This is a genomic window from Bradyrhizobium sp. USDA 3364, assembly GCF_054056355.1.
The window spans coordinates 6,074,130-6,091,030 of record NZ_JBSRYG010000002.1 but is presented as its reverse complement, the minus strand read 5'-3'; the positions used below and the strand labels follow the sequence as shown (position 1 = coordinate 6,091,030).

Below are 16,901 nucleotides of genomic sequence, written 5' to 3'. Positions count from 1 at the left end.
GCCACCGGCCCCGTTTGGGTTGGCCCGTGGATCGTCTGCCGGCGCCGGTTGCCACATCAACAGCCGGACGAACTTGCCCTAGACCGGAGAGGGTATTTGGGTGGACACGCTGGGCGCCTGGAATTTTGCGCCCCAGATCGGCATGATCATGGTGAAACCCGGTTGAGATGCCGTAACGACGATTGGGGAGCTTCCGGTCGCACTCAGCGTCGGCGTGAGACCGCCGAGAAACAGAAACGGGGCAGCGTCACGCTTGTCTGCTGTGGACGAGAGGGGATCACCGCTGCAACTCGGTGCCTTTTTTGCGATTGCAGCGTCCGTGTAGCAGTTGATCATGATCGCGCGGGCACCGGCGTCTGCAAGCCGCCGCAACGATTGCACGGTCATGGCATAACGCCCGAGATCGAAGACGGCGAACATGACGGCGAACAGGGCCGCTGCGACAAGAGAGAACTCCAACGCCGCGACACCGCGCTGATCGAGCTTTCTCATCATTGCACCAATCGAACGTATTGACTGACGATCTTGGAGCTTGCGGGACATCCCGAATTGTCAAAATTGGAGTTACCTGACAACGTGACGCCTTTTGCTATGACTTCCACGCACGTCGAACTCGCTGTGCTGCCCTGGTAGACGATGTCGGCATTCGGCGCATATGTAATGCCAGTGAAGAAGCTGTCAGAACTTCCCGTTATCTTGACACTCTGGTTGCCTGTAGTTTTTTCTGGATCATAAATCAGCAAGTTGCTCATCAAGCCGACAAGCGAGGCCAATGCGGCTGGGACCTGCGCGGTCGTTACCGTGCTTAGCGCCGTAAGCTGGATGACTGGATTGCCATTGATCGTCAACGACGATCCGGGCATCAATATGAGAGTGGCCGTTCCTTTGATGATGGTGCTGCCACCGATTGTGACACTCCCATTCAAAAAGTAGACTCCATTCAGAGTGTACGCCATGTTGCCAAAATTGAACTTGTTGGCACCATTACCCATATTATTGTAGCACTTGTGGGTGGCATCGTATGCCGTCAGCAGCGCAGTTGTATTGCACGAGCCGGTGAAATTGCTCGTTTTCAGCGCTGACATCAATGTATTGAGCCCACCGAGGGGATCGGGCACGGGTGGTGCAAAGGTGATTGCCTTGCTGCACTGACCGCCACCATTGTCTTTACAATCCCCCTGCCCCGAAATTGCTCCAGCCTTGCTGACGTCAAGACCGTTGCCGGTGAAATTGAGGGAGTTGGACTGCGTGCTGTTCGATGACAGGCCGCACTTCTGGGCCTGTACAGTTGTACTCCCCTGAAAGGCGAGCGGGTCCTGGAGACTGAGGACGCATGGGTTCGCCAAAGTCTTCACCTGAGCAACAGCTGTTGCGCCGATAGTTATCGTTGACAAACCAAGCACTTTTGCCAGGTATCCTGGTTGTGTCTGGGTGACGCGAGCCTGAACGGAATCCGATCCCACGGGTGTTATCGTTACGGTTTGAGACGTACCGCTCGGAAGGGTGACGCACCGGCTACCTGGGTAGGCAGTTCCGTCGCCGGTGTTGCAGAATGCGTTCTGGGCTGCGAATTGCTTGCCGCGATAGTCCATCGATTGGGTATCGGCGGTGCAGGTAGACGGAGCGAGAGAGCACGCCAACCACAAGCCGCTCGAATAGGCCGCTGTATCAGCGGCGTTCTGAGCGCGTTGCTTCGTGACGTACCATGATCCCCCCTCGGCTCCGAGTGCAACGAATCCGATCAGCGGGACCAGGGCGACGACGGTTGCGAATGCGGCCGAACCTCGACGGCAACGGAGCATGTTGCGCATGGAAATGTCCTATTGAAACCGTTGTGAGTAAGACAGCGTGAACGTACAACCATCGCCAGTGCCACTCGTGCACAACACGGATTTCAGCAAGATTGGTGTTAGGGTGACGGTCGTCGTGTACGAATAGAACTTAGGGGACGCCGTGTTGCCGGCGGAGCATTGCGCTTGGCCGTCTCCGCAAAGGAGATTGATGCTCGGGATGGGATACGAGGGATCAGCCTTGGCGATCGCGTTTGATGCCCAGTTTGATGTGTTCGTGAAATCAGGTGGCGGCGAATACTGAATGGATTGCCCAAAGGCGCGCAACGCCTCCCACGCCGATATGTACCGGAAGCCTGCAAAGGCAAGGTCGGCGAGCGGCAGGAGCATGGTGAAAATCACCACCCCGTACACAAAAGGCATCTCAAACGCGACCGCGCCGCGCTGATCCGCCAGCAGACCCTCCTTACGGCTCCGAAGCCCACCTCGCCAGTTACGAACCGTGCTCATGGGTCAAATCCGCACCTGAATTTATTTGAACGTACGAATGAGGTGCAGGAACGGACTTGCACCCAAAACGATAAACATGGCCGGAAGCAGAAACAACACCATCGGAATAATCAGCTTGGCACCCAGCTTGTGTGCTTTTTCTTCCAGCTTGGTAATGCGTTCTCTCCGCAAGTCGGCGGCAATCGTGCGCAAAGCCTGACCCAATGGCGTTCCATATTGCAGGCTTTGGCTGATCACGGTACCGAACCGGCGGAGCCCATCTGACATCGACCCCAATTTCTCGAAGGCGTCGCTGCGATTTGGCAGAATCCGGAGATCGTCGAGAAGACCGTTCAAGACCCGCGCCATGGCGGGATTGGTCTGGCCCATCTCAGCCGCCACACGTTCCAGCCCGCTTTCCAGGCCCATTCCCGCTTCGCTGCACACGACCAGCAAATCGATCGTATCTGGCGTGCCCAGCCGAATGGCGGCATCAAAACGCCGACGCAGCAGCAACAATACCAACCGCGGTCCCATGATTCCGATCACCAGGCCGATGAGCGTCAGGATCAGCACACTGGTGGACGACTTCCCCATGAGCTGCGCAGCAACGAAGGCGAAGATGGGACACAAGGCCATGCAGACAATCTTGACGCCGATCCAGATCGGCAGCGTCCGATGGTGATTCAAGCCCGCGGATTGAAGGATCGCTCGCAGCTGGTCCAGATTGTCGTCAGCATAGAAACGGCGATAGCGCATGCCGATCGACGAAAACCAGCCGATCAGGTCTGCGGAGCCTACTGATGGATCAGCGATACCCAACACAGCATTCGACACGCGCGTGTTCAGCGCCCGCGTGTGAATCTCGCGGATGATCAGCACCAGAGTTGCGGCCGCGGCTACAATGGCGACGGCTACAAGACTGAGACCAGCAGTCATATTGCTGTCTCCCTTCTAATCATCCAACGTATAACGAAGTGACCCAGAACCACCGACCCAATTGCATAAGCCAGAAGCTTGTTTCCGAGGGGGTCATAGAACAGCATGTCAAGCGATTGCGGCGAGGCCAGGTATAGCAACCCCCCTACGATAAAAGGCGCACACGTCAGCGCACGGGACGAAAAGATCACCTCTCCTGCGAGCGCCTTCGCGCGAGCAGCCAGCGCAACCCTCTGCGTCACCGTGTCTCCGAGCGTCTGCAAGGTTTCGGCCAGACTGCCACCCGACTTCAACTGGACTGCCAGCGTCACCGCAAACATCGCAAACTCGGGCACTTGTGTTCGCTGATAGACGGCTTCGACCGCCTCGTCGGCAGGTTTTCCCAGGCTCACTTCGCTGCATACGATCGCGAAATGCCCCTGTATCGGTTGCGGCATTTCGCGGGCGACCACCCTCAATGCCTCGTTCACCGGCAATCCGGATCGTACGGTGCTCGTCACCAACTGGATTGCGTCCGGCAGCTGGCTAAAAAGCTGGTTGGTCAGACGACGTTGCTGCCATCCGAACAAACCTCTCACGACCATCAAGCCGACAAGCCCAGCCGCGATCGACACGGTAGGGGTGGAAAATCCAAACAGCTGATTGGCATAGATAACTGCTGCTGCTGCCAGGAAGCCGGCGATCAGCACATAGACCGGACGCCAGGGGTAAGCCATTCCGGCGTTGTAATTTGCCAGGCGATGGAGAAACGCCACGCGCGACCGGGCCTCGAGGCGACGTATGGAGATCAGGCTGGCGGGATGAGAGGCCGGCAGAGCTGTCGTCAGCTGACGATCCATGCGCCGCTCTCGAGCGTCCAGCCATAGCGACACGCCTATTGCGCAAAGCAACAGCGTCAGAACGGTCAGAATGACGGACTGTGGTATCATATTTGCTTCATCGCCTCCGCCCACGCCCGATCGAGCCCGTAATAGACAAGGCGGCTCTTGAACTTCGGGATCGCGTACGTGGATCTGTACGTGCCCGATATCCTGCCGTGAATATCCTCGTCCTTGTATTCGAACGCCGCGATGTCGTTGGTGGTGATGACATCGCCTTCCAGGCCGATCACTTCGCTGACCTGGACGATGCGACGCTGTCCATCGCGCATTCGTTCGACTTGCACGATGATATCCAGCGCAGCGACGATCTGAGACCGTATGGCTCGCGACGGCAGGTTCACCTGGCCCATCTGCACCATGTTTTCGATGCGGGTCAGGGCATCACGGCTGCTATTCGCATGCACCGTCGAGATCGAACCATCGTGTCCGGTATTCATCGCCTGCAGCATGTCAAATGCTTCGGCGCTGCGTACCTCGCCCACGACGATTCGGTCAGGACGCATGCGCAGGGCATTCCACAGCAGATCGCGTTGCGTCACCTGCCCCGTGCCTTCCAGGCTGGGAGGCCGCGTCTCGAGGCTGATCACGTGCGGCTGCTGCAACTGCAACTCTGCCGCATCCTCGATGGTGACAATCCGCTCGCTGTGATCGATGAACTGGCTCAGGGCATTCAATAGCGTGGTCTTGCCCGAGCCCGTGCCGCCGGAAACCAGCACGTTGAGCCGAGATCGGGCCGCGATCTCGAGCAACTGTCCGATGGCCGGGGTCATCGAACCGTTTTCGATCAAGCCTGCCATATCCAAACGGCGGCTTGGAAATTTTCGAATGGAAATACAGGGGCTATGGATCGCCAGAGGCGGAAAGATGATGTTAACACGGCTTCCGTCCGGCAAGCGGCAATCCACCATGGGACTGGATTCGTCGATGCGTCGCCCGACCTGTGCGGCAATCTTCTGCGCGACCGACGCGATGTGATCGTTGTCCCGGAATCGCACCGCAACCCGTTCCAGCTTGCCGCCTCGCTCAACGTAGACGTTGCTCGGACCGTTGATCATGATGTCGTTGATCGTCTCATCCAGCAGAAGCGGACGCAGTGGACCGTAGCCGGTCATGTCATCTGCGATCTCGTCCGCGAGCAGAAGCTGCTCCCGACCGGACAGTTCAAGCCGCTCCTCGTTGGCGATTTGATGGATGATCTCCTCAATCTGTCGCCTGAGAACTTCTCGCGGAACCGTTGCCGCCGCGGCCGGCTCGATCTGCTCGATGACCCGTTCGCGCAACGAAGCCGAGAGCGCGGGCGCCTCTTGACTCGAACGCTCGTCGCGCCTTGGGGACGGTGCCGCAGGCGGGCTTGGGGAGGACGCAGGCGACCTTGGCACGGATGGAGGCAAGGTGGATGTGGTGCTTGCCGTCGACGAAGGCGAGCTTGGCATCAATGCCGGCAATCGAGCTGGCGTATCGTCGTCACGCCGACCAAATTTCTTCATAGCCCAAGCAGCCTCCTCCACCGTCCCGTCTGCACGGCGCCGACACCGGAGATCTCCCGCACGATCGGCGCAAGGTGGCGTCGCAGCCCCGATACGTGCTTCAGGGCCGGAATTCCGAGATTGACCGCCTCGGTCATCTTCTTCCCAAGGTCGGGAATCACCATGTCCGGTTCTGCACCCAGGGCCTTGACGACCGTAGCCCTGGGAAGACCGCCCGGACGATTGGCACGATTGAGCAACGTAAAGACCCGATCCTTGCCGGCGATATTGGTCACGGCAGCGCGAAGCGCATGAGCATTGCGAAGTCCGGTAACCTCCGCTTCCAGCAACACGAGCACATGCCGGGAAAGAGTGATTACCGGATGGAGGGATGGCGGAAACGGGACCGGAATATCGACGACGATGTAATTGAACCGTTGCCGAAGTAGCCCCAGCACGTGTCTCACCCCCCCTTCGGTGATATCCAGCTGCGCATCCAGATCTTCATCGCCGGAGATCAGCGAAACCCGCTCGTTGACCTCGATGGCGGCGCGCTCGAGGAACAAGGTGTCCGCGCGCATGGGGTTTTCCAGAGCGATGCGAAGCCCGGGTCCGGGCCGAACACCCAGCATCACCGCCGTCTCGCCCCCCTGTAGATGGAGATCGAGCAGTGCGACCTTGGCCTTGGTGGTCTCGGCCAATTGCAGCGCTAGATTGATGGCGATGCTCGTTGCTCCGGCGCCCCCTTGCGCGCCGCAGATCGAGATCACATGCCCGCCACGATCGGCCTGACCGGCCACCACGTCGCCAAGGAGCTTCGGGCGCAGCTGGTCCAGTACCATGTCCCGCGTGAGCGGCTTGGGAAGGTACTCGGTCAACCCAAGTTCCATCAGCTCGCGGTAGAAGGTGATCTCCCTGCTCTCACCCACCAGAGCCACCCGGACATCGGGAGGGCAGACGCTCGCCAACCTTTCCAGCTCGGCGAACGGGTCCTCGATGCCGCTGATGTCGGTCACGAGTGCGAACAGATCGGTGTCGGTTTCAAGCATCCGGACGGCGTGGCGGATCGTGCCGCGCCTGATCACCAGATTGCTGCCGTCGAGACCCTTGCGCAACGCCGCAGCACTCAGCTCGTCGTTCACAAAACAGACGACTCGATTGCGCGCTACAACAGATGTGACTTCTTCACGCTGATCTACCACTGCCATGCTCATCAACGTTTCTCCACCGCTTTGCCAACGTAGCCGATGGCCGTTGCGGTCTGGCGAGTTGCGTCCTGCGACCCATCGCAGCTGACGCTGATTTCGTTGTCTTCCGAGTCCTGCTTCCTCACCGAGTATTGCTTGACCTCACCGCCGGAATGAACCACCACCGCTGTGCTCTGGCCGGCAAGCGCATTCTGCCGAGCAAGTTCCGGCGACACATCGCAACTGGACACAGCGCCGTTGTCTGCTTTTTCCCACTGATCGACTGCTGCTCGTACCGCCAACGAAAGCGTTCCGAGTTGCTTTGCAACCGTGATCCTCTTCACCTGCTCCGGCGAGAGCTCCATCGACACCGTTTGCGCAATCTTGCCAAGCGTAGCAGCGACGGGGCGTCCGCCCTGTGCAATCTCCTGGTCAATCGCAATAATCCGAACGTTGCGCAAAACAGTCTCGCTCAAGGCGCGACGGGTGGGATCTGCCTTCTCGAATACCTGGGTCAACACCACATCCACATGATCTCCCGGCCTGATGAGGCCGGCCACGCCGGTTTCCTCGTCAACCTTGATGGTGATGGCACGACTATCGGGGGCCAAGACACTGGCGAGAAAACCGCGATCCCGCGGGCGCAGAATGTCGTGCAAAGTGACGGGGCTCCCAGCGTCGACGAATTTGCGAACCAGCGAGCCGGGAAGCCCAACCTTGGTTTCGGCTGTTTCAAGGATCGCGCCCGGGGGAACACGCTCCGCCGGTACCGAGCGAACCGTGAAATCTTCCTCGCGCGCCAATGTGCCTCTTGGAAGAGGACGTGCTGCGACAAAATAGCTGACTGTGGCGGGCTTCGTCGGCTCCGGCTCAGCGATCTGCACCGGCGTCTGCTTCGGCAGACTCATGTTGTACCCGATGAGCCCAAGTGCCGTGGTTGCCAGGAACAGCACGGCGATAATCGAGAGACGCAAAGCAGATGACATGTCAAAATCCTCGGCTGAAAATGGCCCAAATGCCGCCGCACGCTATGGCGACGCCATAAGGAAGAGGCGCGTGTCGCAAATGTCGCCAACGCTCCACTGCATAGACACGGCGTACCAGTGACGATCCTGCGGGTGCTAGCCTGGGATATGGCAGGAGGCGCATCATAAGATGAACGAGCGCAAGGACGCCGCCAGCTAGCGCTGTAATCGTCAACAGCTGAACCACACCTGTGAGCGGCAGACCAACTACCAAAGCAACCAGCAACTTGACGTCGCCGCCGCCCATCCATCCACGCGTATGGACGATCAACAGCACCAGCAACAAGATCGCAGCGGTTACCAGCGATTGGAGAACCTGCATTGGGCTGGCAAGTTGGCTCACGATCCCGAGCAACGCCAGCGCCAGACAAATCTCGTTCCGGATCAATCGCAACGCGATATCAAACGTTGCCACATAGAGTAGCAACAAGATTTCCAGAACCGAGGTTATGGCAACAATCCAACTCATAAAATACGCGCCTTAAAAAAGTCGATTGCCGGTCAAAACCCCAAATAGGCGACCGTATAAAAACTAAGCTCCCACTGTAGCCTTGAAATTGTTGATGACCGTGTTCAACGCGCTTGCCAACGCGTCGCCGATCGGCCCGTTACCAGCCGCACTACCGAATGTGGCCACGACCGCGCCAATGATAGCAGCCGCAACCAGGACGTATTCGAACGAGACCACACCGCCCTTGTCTATGATCAGACGGTTCAACGCGCGCGTGGCTCTAAAAACAATATCTCCACACACCAGAAATCCCTTCGAGTCGAACGCAAATTTGAAATCAACTTTGGGAGCAAATCATTCGTCAATTGCATTTTCGTCAAAGATGCCAGGGGGCACAAATCCCATGCCCCCTAGCATAGAAATATCAGGTGATCTTCGCGGTGACGGCATCGATTCCCTTTTTCAGCGCATCGCTGATGGGACCAGCACCGCCAGCGGCGCCGAACGCGAGAACAACTGCGCCGACGACAGCCGCTGCCACGATCACGTACTCGAACGACACAACGCCGTTCTCATTGTTGCGCAGGCGCTTCAGAGCTTCGGTGACCTGAATATAATACTTCAACATAGGATGAAATTCCTTCTTGAAAGAGATGAATTCGCAATTCGTCAGCAGCAGCTAAAGCCGATACCAACTGCAAAAATTCTACAATACTTGATCTAAAATTGTCGACCGCTAATCCTTCCTTAACCTTACTTTCGCCGGATTCTCCGTAATCTCCCGGGGCAACGAGACCCGATTCGATCCGAAAATGAGCGGCAAACGCGCTCTGAAGCACGCCGATGCTGGCTGCTGGCCAGAACCGATAGGTGCATCCGAGAAGGCCCGGCAGGAGGGCGCGACGCGAGAGACGACAGGCTCGCCAGTAGAATTGCAGTTTGAACAGGTTCAAACGACAGCTTCCTGACATAGCCTGCAGATTTAGGGAGCAGATCTTCGGAAGGGCCTCCTTCTGCATCTTCGCACGCGGCCACCCGGCGACGGTCCGCCGCATTCGTCTCTGCGAAATTGCGACTGCAGATTGATCCGTGGTCCCATCGCCCCACGCAATCCCCGCTCACCGACGCGCGATCCAACCGACTGGCCGCGGAAACGCGATGCTCCGAACACAAGACCGTCGATCGTAACCTGCGTGCTCAGCATTCGCAGGCGCAGGTCGCAACCGGGTGGCGGCCCACAAAATGCAAGCTCCATTTCAGAAGCTCAACGAGCGATTACGGACATCAAACGGTACGCAATCCTGGCAAGGCAGTTGGTGGAGCGGCCACTTCCGAGTATCATCGATCGTCAGGGAAGACCGCGGAGCAATGATGGACCGACAGTCCAATCAGGACGTTCTTGATGCTCATTCGCGACCCGAGCTAAGAGCTCTGACAGGGCTTCGCGGCTTGGCCGCAACGACCATTGCCCTTGCACACCTTCAGCAGGCGCTCCCCAACGACGATGGCGTTTTGATGTGGCACAACGCTGTTGATTTGTTCTTTTGTCTCAGCGGATTCACGCTGTCCTACGTCTACAGTCAAGGGACGTTTCGGTTTTCAAGTTATCTGACGGCGCGTATTGCGCGGATTTATCCGTTGTATTTCCTCACGCTCACCATTGCCGGAGCAGCGTGGGTTCTACCGGGAATAGTCAATCCGGCAACCTATCCTGCCAGATCGGCGTCGGTCGATTTCCTGCTCCAAGCCGCCATGCTCAACTGCTGGCCTGTCATCGGCTCAGGCGTGCATTGGAATCCGGCGGCATGGTCCATCTCAATCGAATGGTTTTGCTATGTCCTGCTGTTTCCTTTGCTATTGTTCCAGAAGGCGCCGCAGTCTGCGCCAATCAGACTGGCCTGCATGATCGTGCTGCAAGCCGGCTCCTACTATCTTTTCGTGAGTTATTTTGACCCCAGCCTATTCAACGCGGAGCTCCATACTCCAAGAAGTCAATTGAGTTACTGGGTCAACTTTTGCCGCGGAGTCTTTGGCTTCACCGCCGGCTGGATCGCTTTCGCAAGTTTTGAGAGGCGCGACCGGACCCACGCGTTCTGCATGAGGTTTTCCATGCTGATTTGGTCGGGCATGTTCTTGGCGATCGTCCTGCGATACTGCGGACTGCTCAACCAGCAGGCGCTCGTGTTCTTCTTTCCGTTCGTGGTGCTTGCTTCGACCTATCCGGATTCAGCCACGTCGCGCTTGCTGGGCTCAAAGCCGCTGCACTTTCTCGGTACTATTTCGTACTCGATCTATATGATTCATATTGTCCTTATTGTTCTATTCGTCGGCTCGTTTCACACCGTCGACAGCTGGCAAAGGCTTATTCTCGTTCCTGGGATTTTTCTTGTCTCGATCGGCACGTATTGTCTGATTGAGGTTCCCGCGCGCAACGCCATACGAGGCGTTCGGCGCATGCGTCCGGCCCCCATCATTCCCTAACGGCGCATGTCGTCCGTCATCGCGCCGTCACTTCCTGCACTCATCTGCAGGCATGCGCGCGGCCTCCAGCGTGGAATTTAGCGCGAGTGCGTCGCCCCGCACAGGCCGAGACAACGCAATGACCTGAAATCAGATTGCCCGCTCACTTCGTGGTATTCCCGTTCATAGACGGCACACGCCGAATGTGGATGACGGCCACGTCATCGGCAAAGACCCGCTCCCACTCTGGCAGTCGATCCAGCAGACCTACAGCCGGAGTCGACGGCAATAGCATCGTCGACTCGACTTTGTATTCGTCCAGCAATCTCACAAGATCCGGCAAATCCTCTAATGTGATGGCGCGAAGATAGCGCTTGAGGAAGGCCGCCCCATAGAGCTCGGCACGTGAGTCGATGAAGGTCGGGATACCCTGCAAGATCAGGTATCCGCCGAAAGGATAGTCATTGAATACGCGATTTGCCTTCAGCTCTTTGAGCTTTTCCACCGCGGCGCTCGGAACACGAGGTGGCGCGGGATTGGTCAAGGCCAGAACCAGTGCGGTCGCGATACCGAGAGCCGCGATAGCAACGATCGATTTCCGTGCGGGAGGAGCCATCATCCGGTCGTGCTGCAGCTGGGTCCACGAAAGATGCGCTCCTAGCGGACTAGCAATGAAGAACGGCACAACCAGTGCAGCGACGTCGACATAGCGTATATGGGCGAACGTCTCATAAATCAGAGCCAGAAGGCCAGCAATCCTGAGCGGGGACAGTTTGAACCCGGTGTAGAGGATGTAAGCGGCGCCCGCGAGAAAGCATACGGTGACCGGATTTAGGGTGCCGAATTCTATCGGCGCCCACTCGCCGATGTTTGAAAGGGTTTCTCCAAGTTTCAAGATTCGTATCGTAACCAGAACCGACTCAAGCCCATATGGAGTGATGCAGGCTGCACCTAACGCCAACAACCCAAATCGAAGCCATTGCCACGCAATAGTTGAGCGAGCGGACTTCTCTGCGGTCCAATATGCCTCGAAGGCAAACGGCACAATCAACGCCAAGCCCAGAGTAAAGCTCCCATGAAGGTTCGCCCAAAGCGTGACGATTGGGAGATATGCGATCGAAGGCGCTCGTCTTTCTTCGCTCGCCTGACACAGGGCGTTAGCCCAAAGCACCATCAAGGGAAAAATCAAGACATGCGGCCGGGCGAGTACGTGCTGCGTCGCCATGCCAATTCCGGCACTGACCAAGATCGCAACAGGCACGCTCGGCAACCTTTTCAGCAGCAAGAGCGTAAGCAGGAAGAACGCGACAGACGCCGACAGTGCAGCAAGAATTGCGGGTCCTGCCCATCCTGCCAATTTAAACGCGACGAAGTAAATGACTTCAGACAACCATGCGCTGGTTATCCAAGGAGCGCCGTACATCGTAAAGGAGAACGAATCAACGTGCGGTACGGCACGATGATTGACAATCCACTGGCCGACCACGATATGCCAATAGGCATCAGAGTCCCTTAAAAGGCTGCTCATCCTGCTGATGAGCATCAGGTAAACCGTGCCCCCGATGATGAATGGCAACCACAGCCGAAGGCTCTCGCTGCGCGTATGCGGCACGCTCGGTTCGGCCTCTGTAACCGCCTGACTCGAACTACTGCTGGAGTCCATGCTCACTGTCCTGGCAAGTCGATCATTGCCAGCATCGATCTATGGGCGCAATTCGAAGTTCCGAAACTGCTTAATGCCCACGCCAGCGTTAGCGATAACTGCAGTGAGTCGCGCGAGCTCGTCTTTTGCATCGTACGCGCCAGATCTGCGGCAATCCCGCCATATCCGAGCCGCATAGCGCTGGACTCCTGATTTTCGGTCGTTTCCGCGAGCGCCGGCCCCTGGTCATCAAACCTGTTCGCCGCCCCGCCATCGCGCACCGTGCGCAAGGGGCGACGCTCCGCTGCTGTTCAGCCTTTCATCGCAGGCTCCAACAATGCCACGGCATCGACCGGGAACTGATTTGGGACAACTAGCTCAACGGAGATTTCTGCGTGACGCCCATGCCGCGTCCGCGATGGCGGAATGCAAGCTGAACATCGATCTCTTCCGCCTCGAATGTCCACCCGCGCGGCCGGCTGGACAGACAGGCACAGCGCTTCAAGGTCGGTGATAGTCAGACAGAGCAAACGAACCGAGCGGGGGACCGGCATTCCAGGGCAAGGGCAAAGCGAGTCCCCCTCACCGATCCTCGTCTCTGGTCGGATCGTTGTCACTTCTGTTCCTCTGCCGCGTCTGCTGCAATGATGCCGTGTACGGTACTTTATCCGGATCAGCGCGCGCGCAGCCATTGTTTGAACAGTAGAATCCGACGAAGTCCTTGCCTTTTGAATCGCCATAGATTTTCACAAAGCCTTCCGTTGGCCCGACCACAATATTCGATCGATGGACAATGCGGCCGTCCGGAGCGTAGGCCGTCATCAAGACTCGACCTTGGGTTAGCGCTCGAACGGTAAATGTCCGATCAGTCTCAGGAATGACTTGCGCGACACCCTCCGAGGAAAGGGTGAATTTGGTCACCGGCTCATCAAAGGCAAATGTGCGCGCCTGTTCGGCCCGCAGCTCAATCGTGTCATTCGCAACAACCTCACGCGGTGCTTGGGCGCTGGCGTATCCGGCGAGAATGGCGGCGCTCATCGCGCAGCTGATCAATAAACCACGCATGTTCGATCCTATATTTACAACCGCAATTTCAAGATGTTACTCGCGGTCGCTCACCAATTCAATCACCAAGGGAAGCGAAGGAGCCTCCATCCACCGTTCCGTTGATCCTGACTGCACGCACCTGTCATCCGCCGCTGGTGGTCAAGGAGGCCGATGTGACTCACTTGAGATCACCCATTTTCCACTGCGAGGGCCGATGGCGGGGCCCAATGGTACGCATCGCCCCGCTCCCTTTGAGCCGTCAGGTATCAATCGTCTCTCGCCCCCTTCGTCCGGGCCAAGACGTCACGCCGCTACATCGAGCCGCGCAGCCGTCACCCTAAGAGAAAGCAATTTGCGGCTACCGCCACGCGCCGTTTCCGCAGGCCGTATGCGGAGAGTCAGTTGAGGCGATCACTTCTGCCGAAACGCGTGATTGAACGACATCACGAGGGGCCCGACGATGTAATCAAACGCGGTTCGCTGGATCGTCGGGATCATCACGGTTGCCGGCATTCCCGGATAAAGATGGATGTTGGGCATGGTTGCCAACTCGTCCTGGTCGATCCGAACGTAGGCCGTGTAGAAGGGATTGTTGGTCTTGGGATCGGTCAAGCGGTCCGCCGAGACCTGAATGACGTCGCCATGGATGATCGGGACGATCCGCTGCTTGTAGGCGGTTAGGTGAACCTCCGCGCGCGTGTTCGGGTGCACGTCGCTGATATCCTCGACGGCCACTTGGGCTTCGATCGTCAGCGAATCCTCGTCAGGCACGATGTCCAGGATTTTGTCGCCGCGCTGGATGACGCCTCCCATCGAAAACACGCTGAGGCCAACCACGCGTCCTGTATAGGGAGCGCGAATTTCCATCCGGCCCAGCACTGCCTTGGCGTTCATCGCCTTCGGGATGACCTCCAGCAGTCTGGCTTGGGTGTCGCGCAAGTCCTTGGTGACGTCGGTCATCCGGTCGTTGTCGAACTGGGCGATCTGCTGCTCCTGCTCCGCGATCGCCTGGCGCGCCTTGGCGATATTGGCGTTTGCATCGGCGATCTGGCCTTCGAGACCGTAGGCGGTCCGCTCCAGCTGCAGGATGCGGGGACGGGCGATCAACCCGCGTTCGACGAGCGGAGCGACGTCCCTGGCCTCCTTGCGCACCGAGTCGATCTGATTGGTGAACGATTTCACCTGCGCTTCTGCGCCAACGATCTGGGACCCTAGCTGATTGATCTTCTCGCGGACGACGCTTCTTTGCCCTTCGAGCGAGGCCCGGCGGGTGTCAAACTGGCTGACCTGCCCGTTCCAGACGCTCTTGAAGTAGGGATCGTCGGAGCGCGCCTTCAGATCCGGCGGCATGACAAGCTGGGAGCCATGGTCAAGCTCGGTCAGCAGCCGGACTTCCGTTGCGCGCAGCACGGCATATTGCTGCGTCAGCACCTCATGTTCTGCGCGCGCCTGGGTCTCGTCCAGGACGATCAGCAGATCGCCCGCGAGCACCTTGTCGCCTTCCCTGACATGCAATTCCTTGACGATGCCGCCATCGAGGTGCTGGAGGCTCTTGCGGTTGCCGTCGACCTTCACGACCGCATTGGCGACCACCGCCCCGTTGAGCGGCGCGGTCACCGCCCAGGTGCCGATGCCGCCGAAGAAGATCGCAATAATCAGCCACCCCGCCACAGAGACATTGCGAATGGAGTCGTTTGGCATGCCAGCCTTGTTCGCGCCCTTTGTCCCGCGCGGGGCGGCGCCAGGGCGCATCGACAGCTCTGCGACATTAAGCAATGTCATGATTTCTCCTAACCGGTCGCTCCCCGAACTGCAGGAACCGGCACAGGCCGCGTGAGGCGCGCCAGGATTTCGCTCCGCGGTCCGAACATCTCGGCCACGCCTTCGCGCAGCACCAATATCTTGTCGACCACGCCGATTGTGGCCGGCCGATGGGAAATGATCACCACCGTGGTCCCGCGCTTCTTCAGCTGCGTGATGCAGTCGGCCAGCGCTGCATCGCCCTCGGCATCAAGGTTCGAGCTCGGCTCGTCGAGCACGACCAAGCTCGGATTGCCGTAGACCGCGCGTGCGAGTCCGATGCGCTGGCGGTAGCCTCCGGACAGGATCGCGCCACCCTCCCCGACCTGGGTGTCATAGCCATCGGCGAGCCGCAGGATCATCTCGTGCACGTCGGACATTCGCGCCGCCAGAATGATGTCCTTGTCGTCTCCGTCCTTGAACCGACAAATATTGGCGGCCACCGTATCGGCAAACAGCTCGATATCCTGGGGTAGATAGCCAAGATGCTCGCCGAGCGACGACCTGATCCAGCTCGAAACGTCAGACCCGTCGAGGCGAACGGCCCCTGCAGATGGCGCCTGAACGCCGACAATATGACGCGCCAGCGTGGATTTGCCGGCGCCAGAGGGGCCGATAATCCCCAATACCTCACCCGGTTCGATCTGGAAGGTGACACCGCGCAGAATGGGCTTTGATGTTCCAGGCGCGGCAAAGGACAGCGCTTCGACGGAAAGACGACCCTCGGGCCGTGGCAGCGTCAGTCCTGATTGGCGCGGCGGATTGGCTCCCAACAGCTCGCGCACCCGCAGGAATGCGCCGCGGGCCGAGACGAGACTGCGCCAGGATCCAACGATCTGTTCAATCGGCTGCAACGCGCGGCCAAGCAGGATGCTGGCGGCAAACATGGCACCGGCGGTGGTCATGCGCTCGATCACCAGATAGGCACCAAGACCAAGGATCAAGGATTGCATCGACAGCCGCAGGAAACGGATCATGCTCTGCATCGTCGCCGCGCGATCGCTCGCGGCGACCTGGCGCTCCAGCATTCGGTTGCGGTCCCTACTCCAGCGATTCAGGAGGCCCGCGGTCATCCCCATGGCGCGCACCACTTCGGTGTTGCGCAGGCTCATCTCCGTAAAACTGTAATTTCGATTTGCCGCCTCGCTGGATTCGGAGAGCGGAGGCTTAACGATCCATTCATTGAGAAAGGCCATCAGGACCAGAATAATCGAGCACCCGAGTGCAAAAGCGCCCAGGAACGGGTGCAGGCAAAAGATCACCGCGATGTAGATCGGCGACCACGGCAGATCGAAGACAGCGTGAATTCCGGACCCGGTGATGAATTGGCGGAACGTATCAAAATCGCGCAAGAGCTGGCTGCGCGCGCCGCCGATTTTTGCCGAATGGTCGATGATGGCGGTCATCACCCGCGGCGCGATCTTCCGATCGAGGCGGATGCTGGTGCGTGTCAGCACGCGTGCCCGTACCGCATCGAGACCCGCAAGCGCCATGAACGCTAGCAACAGCGCGAGAGTCAACATCAGCAAAGTGACCTCGCTGGCGCTTGAGATCACGCGGTCATAGACCTGCAGCATGTACAGCGGGCCAGCCAGGTAGAGAAGGTTAATGGCCAGGCTGAATATGGCCGCAGTGACAAAATAGCTCTGGCAGGCTTGCAGCGACTGCCGGAATTCATCCGCTTTCTTACGGGGAATACTCACGCGGAAATTGGCCGGAGCCAC

At 58.5% G+C, this 16,901-nt stretch carries 16 protein-coding genes; 1 reads left to right on the top strand and 15 read right to left on the bottom strand.

Translation table 11 applies throughout. The features are described from left to right. Positions 1-78 precede the first annotated feature (78 nt). From ACVILL_RS28425 to ACVILL_RS28375, 11 genes are all read right to left on the bottom strand, one after another. Complete coding sequence (locus tag ACVILL_RS28425; protein WP_456732081.1) at positions 79-495, bottom strand: TadE/TadG family type IV pilus assembly protein; 417 nt, start codon at positions 493-495, stop codon at positions 79-81. Beyond that, complete coding sequence (locus ACVILL_RS28420) at positions 492-1,811, bottom strand: pilus assembly protein TadG-related protein (RefSeq protein WP_456732080.1); 1,320 nt, start codon at positions 1,809-1,811, stop codon at positions 492-494. Before ACVILL_RS28420 ends, ACVILL_RS28425 begins: the two co-directional genes overlap by 4 nt. 9 nt (positions 1,812-1,820) lie before the next feature. Beyond that, complete coding sequence (locus ACVILL_RS28415) at positions 1,821-2,300, bottom strand: hypothetical protein (RefSeq protein WP_456732079.1); 480 nt, start codon at positions 2,298-2,300, stop codon at positions 1,821-1,823. Positions 2,301-2,321: 21 nt separating this feature from the next. Continuing rightward, positions 2,322-3,218, bottom strand: a complete 897-nt coding sequence (locus ACVILL_RS28410) for a type II secretion system F family protein (RefSeq protein ID WP_456732078.1) — start codon at positions 3,216-3,218, stop codon at positions 2,322-2,324. Further along, on the bottom strand, positions 3,215-4,057 hold the full coding sequence (locus ACVILL_RS28405) for a type II secretion system F family protein (RefSeq protein WP_456732077.1): 843 nt from the start codon (positions 4,055-4,057) through the stop codon (positions 3,215-3,217). The genes ACVILL_RS28410 and ACVILL_RS28405 overlap by 4 nt, the downstream gene beginning before the upstream one ends. An 86-nt stretch (positions 4,058-4,143) precedes the next feature. Then, a complete protein-coding gene (locus tag ACVILL_RS28400) occupies positions 4,144-5,586 on the bottom strand; it encodes a CpaF family protein (RefSeq protein ID WP_456732076.1) in 1,443 nt (480 codons plus the stop codon). Next, a complete protein-coding gene (locus ACVILL_RS28395) occupies positions 5,583-6,779 on the bottom strand; it encodes an AAA family ATPase (protein ID WP_456732075.1) in 1,197 nt (398 codons plus the stop codon). Before ACVILL_RS28395 ends, ACVILL_RS28400 begins: the two co-directional genes overlap by 4 nt. Then, complete coding sequence (cpaB, locus tag ACVILL_RS28390) at positions 6,779-7,738, bottom strand: Flp pilus assembly protein CpaB (RefSeq protein WP_456732074.1); 960 nt, start codon at positions 7,736-7,738, stop codon at positions 6,779-6,781. The genes ACVILL_RS28395 and cpaB overlap by 1 nt, the downstream gene beginning before the upstream one ends. A gap of 1 nt (position 7,739) precedes the next feature. Beyond that, complete coding sequence (locus ACVILL_RS28385) at positions 7,740-8,246, bottom strand: A24 family peptidase (RefSeq protein ID WP_456732073.1); 507 nt, start codon at positions 8,244-8,246, stop codon at positions 7,740-7,742. A gap of 63 nt (positions 8,247-8,309) precedes the next feature. Continuing rightward, positions 8,310-8,495: a hypothetical protein gene (locus tag ACVILL_RS28380; protein ID WP_456732072.1), complete on the bottom strand. Its 186-nt coding sequence runs from the start codon at positions 8,493-8,495 to the stop codon at positions 8,310-8,312. 157 nt (positions 8,496-8,652) lie between these two features. Then, positions 8,653-8,856, bottom strand: a complete 204-nt coding sequence (locus tag ACVILL_RS28375) for a hypothetical protein (RefSeq protein ID WP_456732071.1) — start codon at positions 8,854-8,856, stop codon at positions 8,653-8,655. Between the two features lie 743 nt (positions 8,857-9,599). Between ACVILL_RS28375 and ACVILL_RS28370 the strand changes: the two genes are divergently transcribed. Next, a complete protein-coding gene (locus tag ACVILL_RS28370) occupies positions 9,600-10,709 on the top strand; it encodes an acyltransferase family protein (protein WP_456732070.1) in 1,110 nt (369 codons plus the stop codon). A gap of 142 nt (positions 10,710-10,851) precedes the next feature. Here ACVILL_RS28370 and ACVILL_RS28365 read toward each other — a convergent pair whose 3' ends face one another. The 4 genes from ACVILL_RS28365 to ACVILL_RS28350 all read right to left on the bottom strand — a co-directional run bounded on the left by ACVILL_RS28365 (position 10,852) and on the right by ACVILL_RS28350 (position 16,880). Continuing rightward, complete coding sequence (locus ACVILL_RS28365) at positions 10,852-12,351, bottom strand: hypothetical protein (RefSeq protein ID WP_456732069.1); 1,500 nt, start codon at positions 12,349-12,351, stop codon at positions 10,852-10,854. A gap of 561 nt (positions 12,352-12,912) precedes the next feature. Beyond that, positions 12,913-13,395, bottom strand: a complete 483-nt coding sequence (locus tag ACVILL_RS28360; RefSeq protein ID WP_456732068.1) for a pilus assembly protein N-terminal domain-containing protein — start codon at positions 13,393-13,395, stop codon at positions 12,913-12,915. Between the two features lie 393 nt (positions 13,396-13,788). Continuing rightward, positions 13,789-15,159 (bottom strand): HlyD family type I secretion periplasmic adaptor subunit, encoded by a 1,371-nt coding sequence (locus ACVILL_RS28355; protein ID WP_456732067.1) that lies wholly within the window; start codon positions 15,157-15,159, stop codon positions 13,789-13,791. 8 nt (positions 15,160-15,167) lie between these two features. Then, positions 15,168-16,880: a type I secretion system permease/ATPase gene (locus tag ACVILL_RS28350; RefSeq protein ID WP_456734383.1), complete on the bottom strand. Its 1,713-nt coding sequence runs from the start codon at positions 16,878-16,880 to the stop codon at positions 15,168-15,170. Between the last annotated feature and the right edge of the window lie 21 nt (positions 16,881-16,901).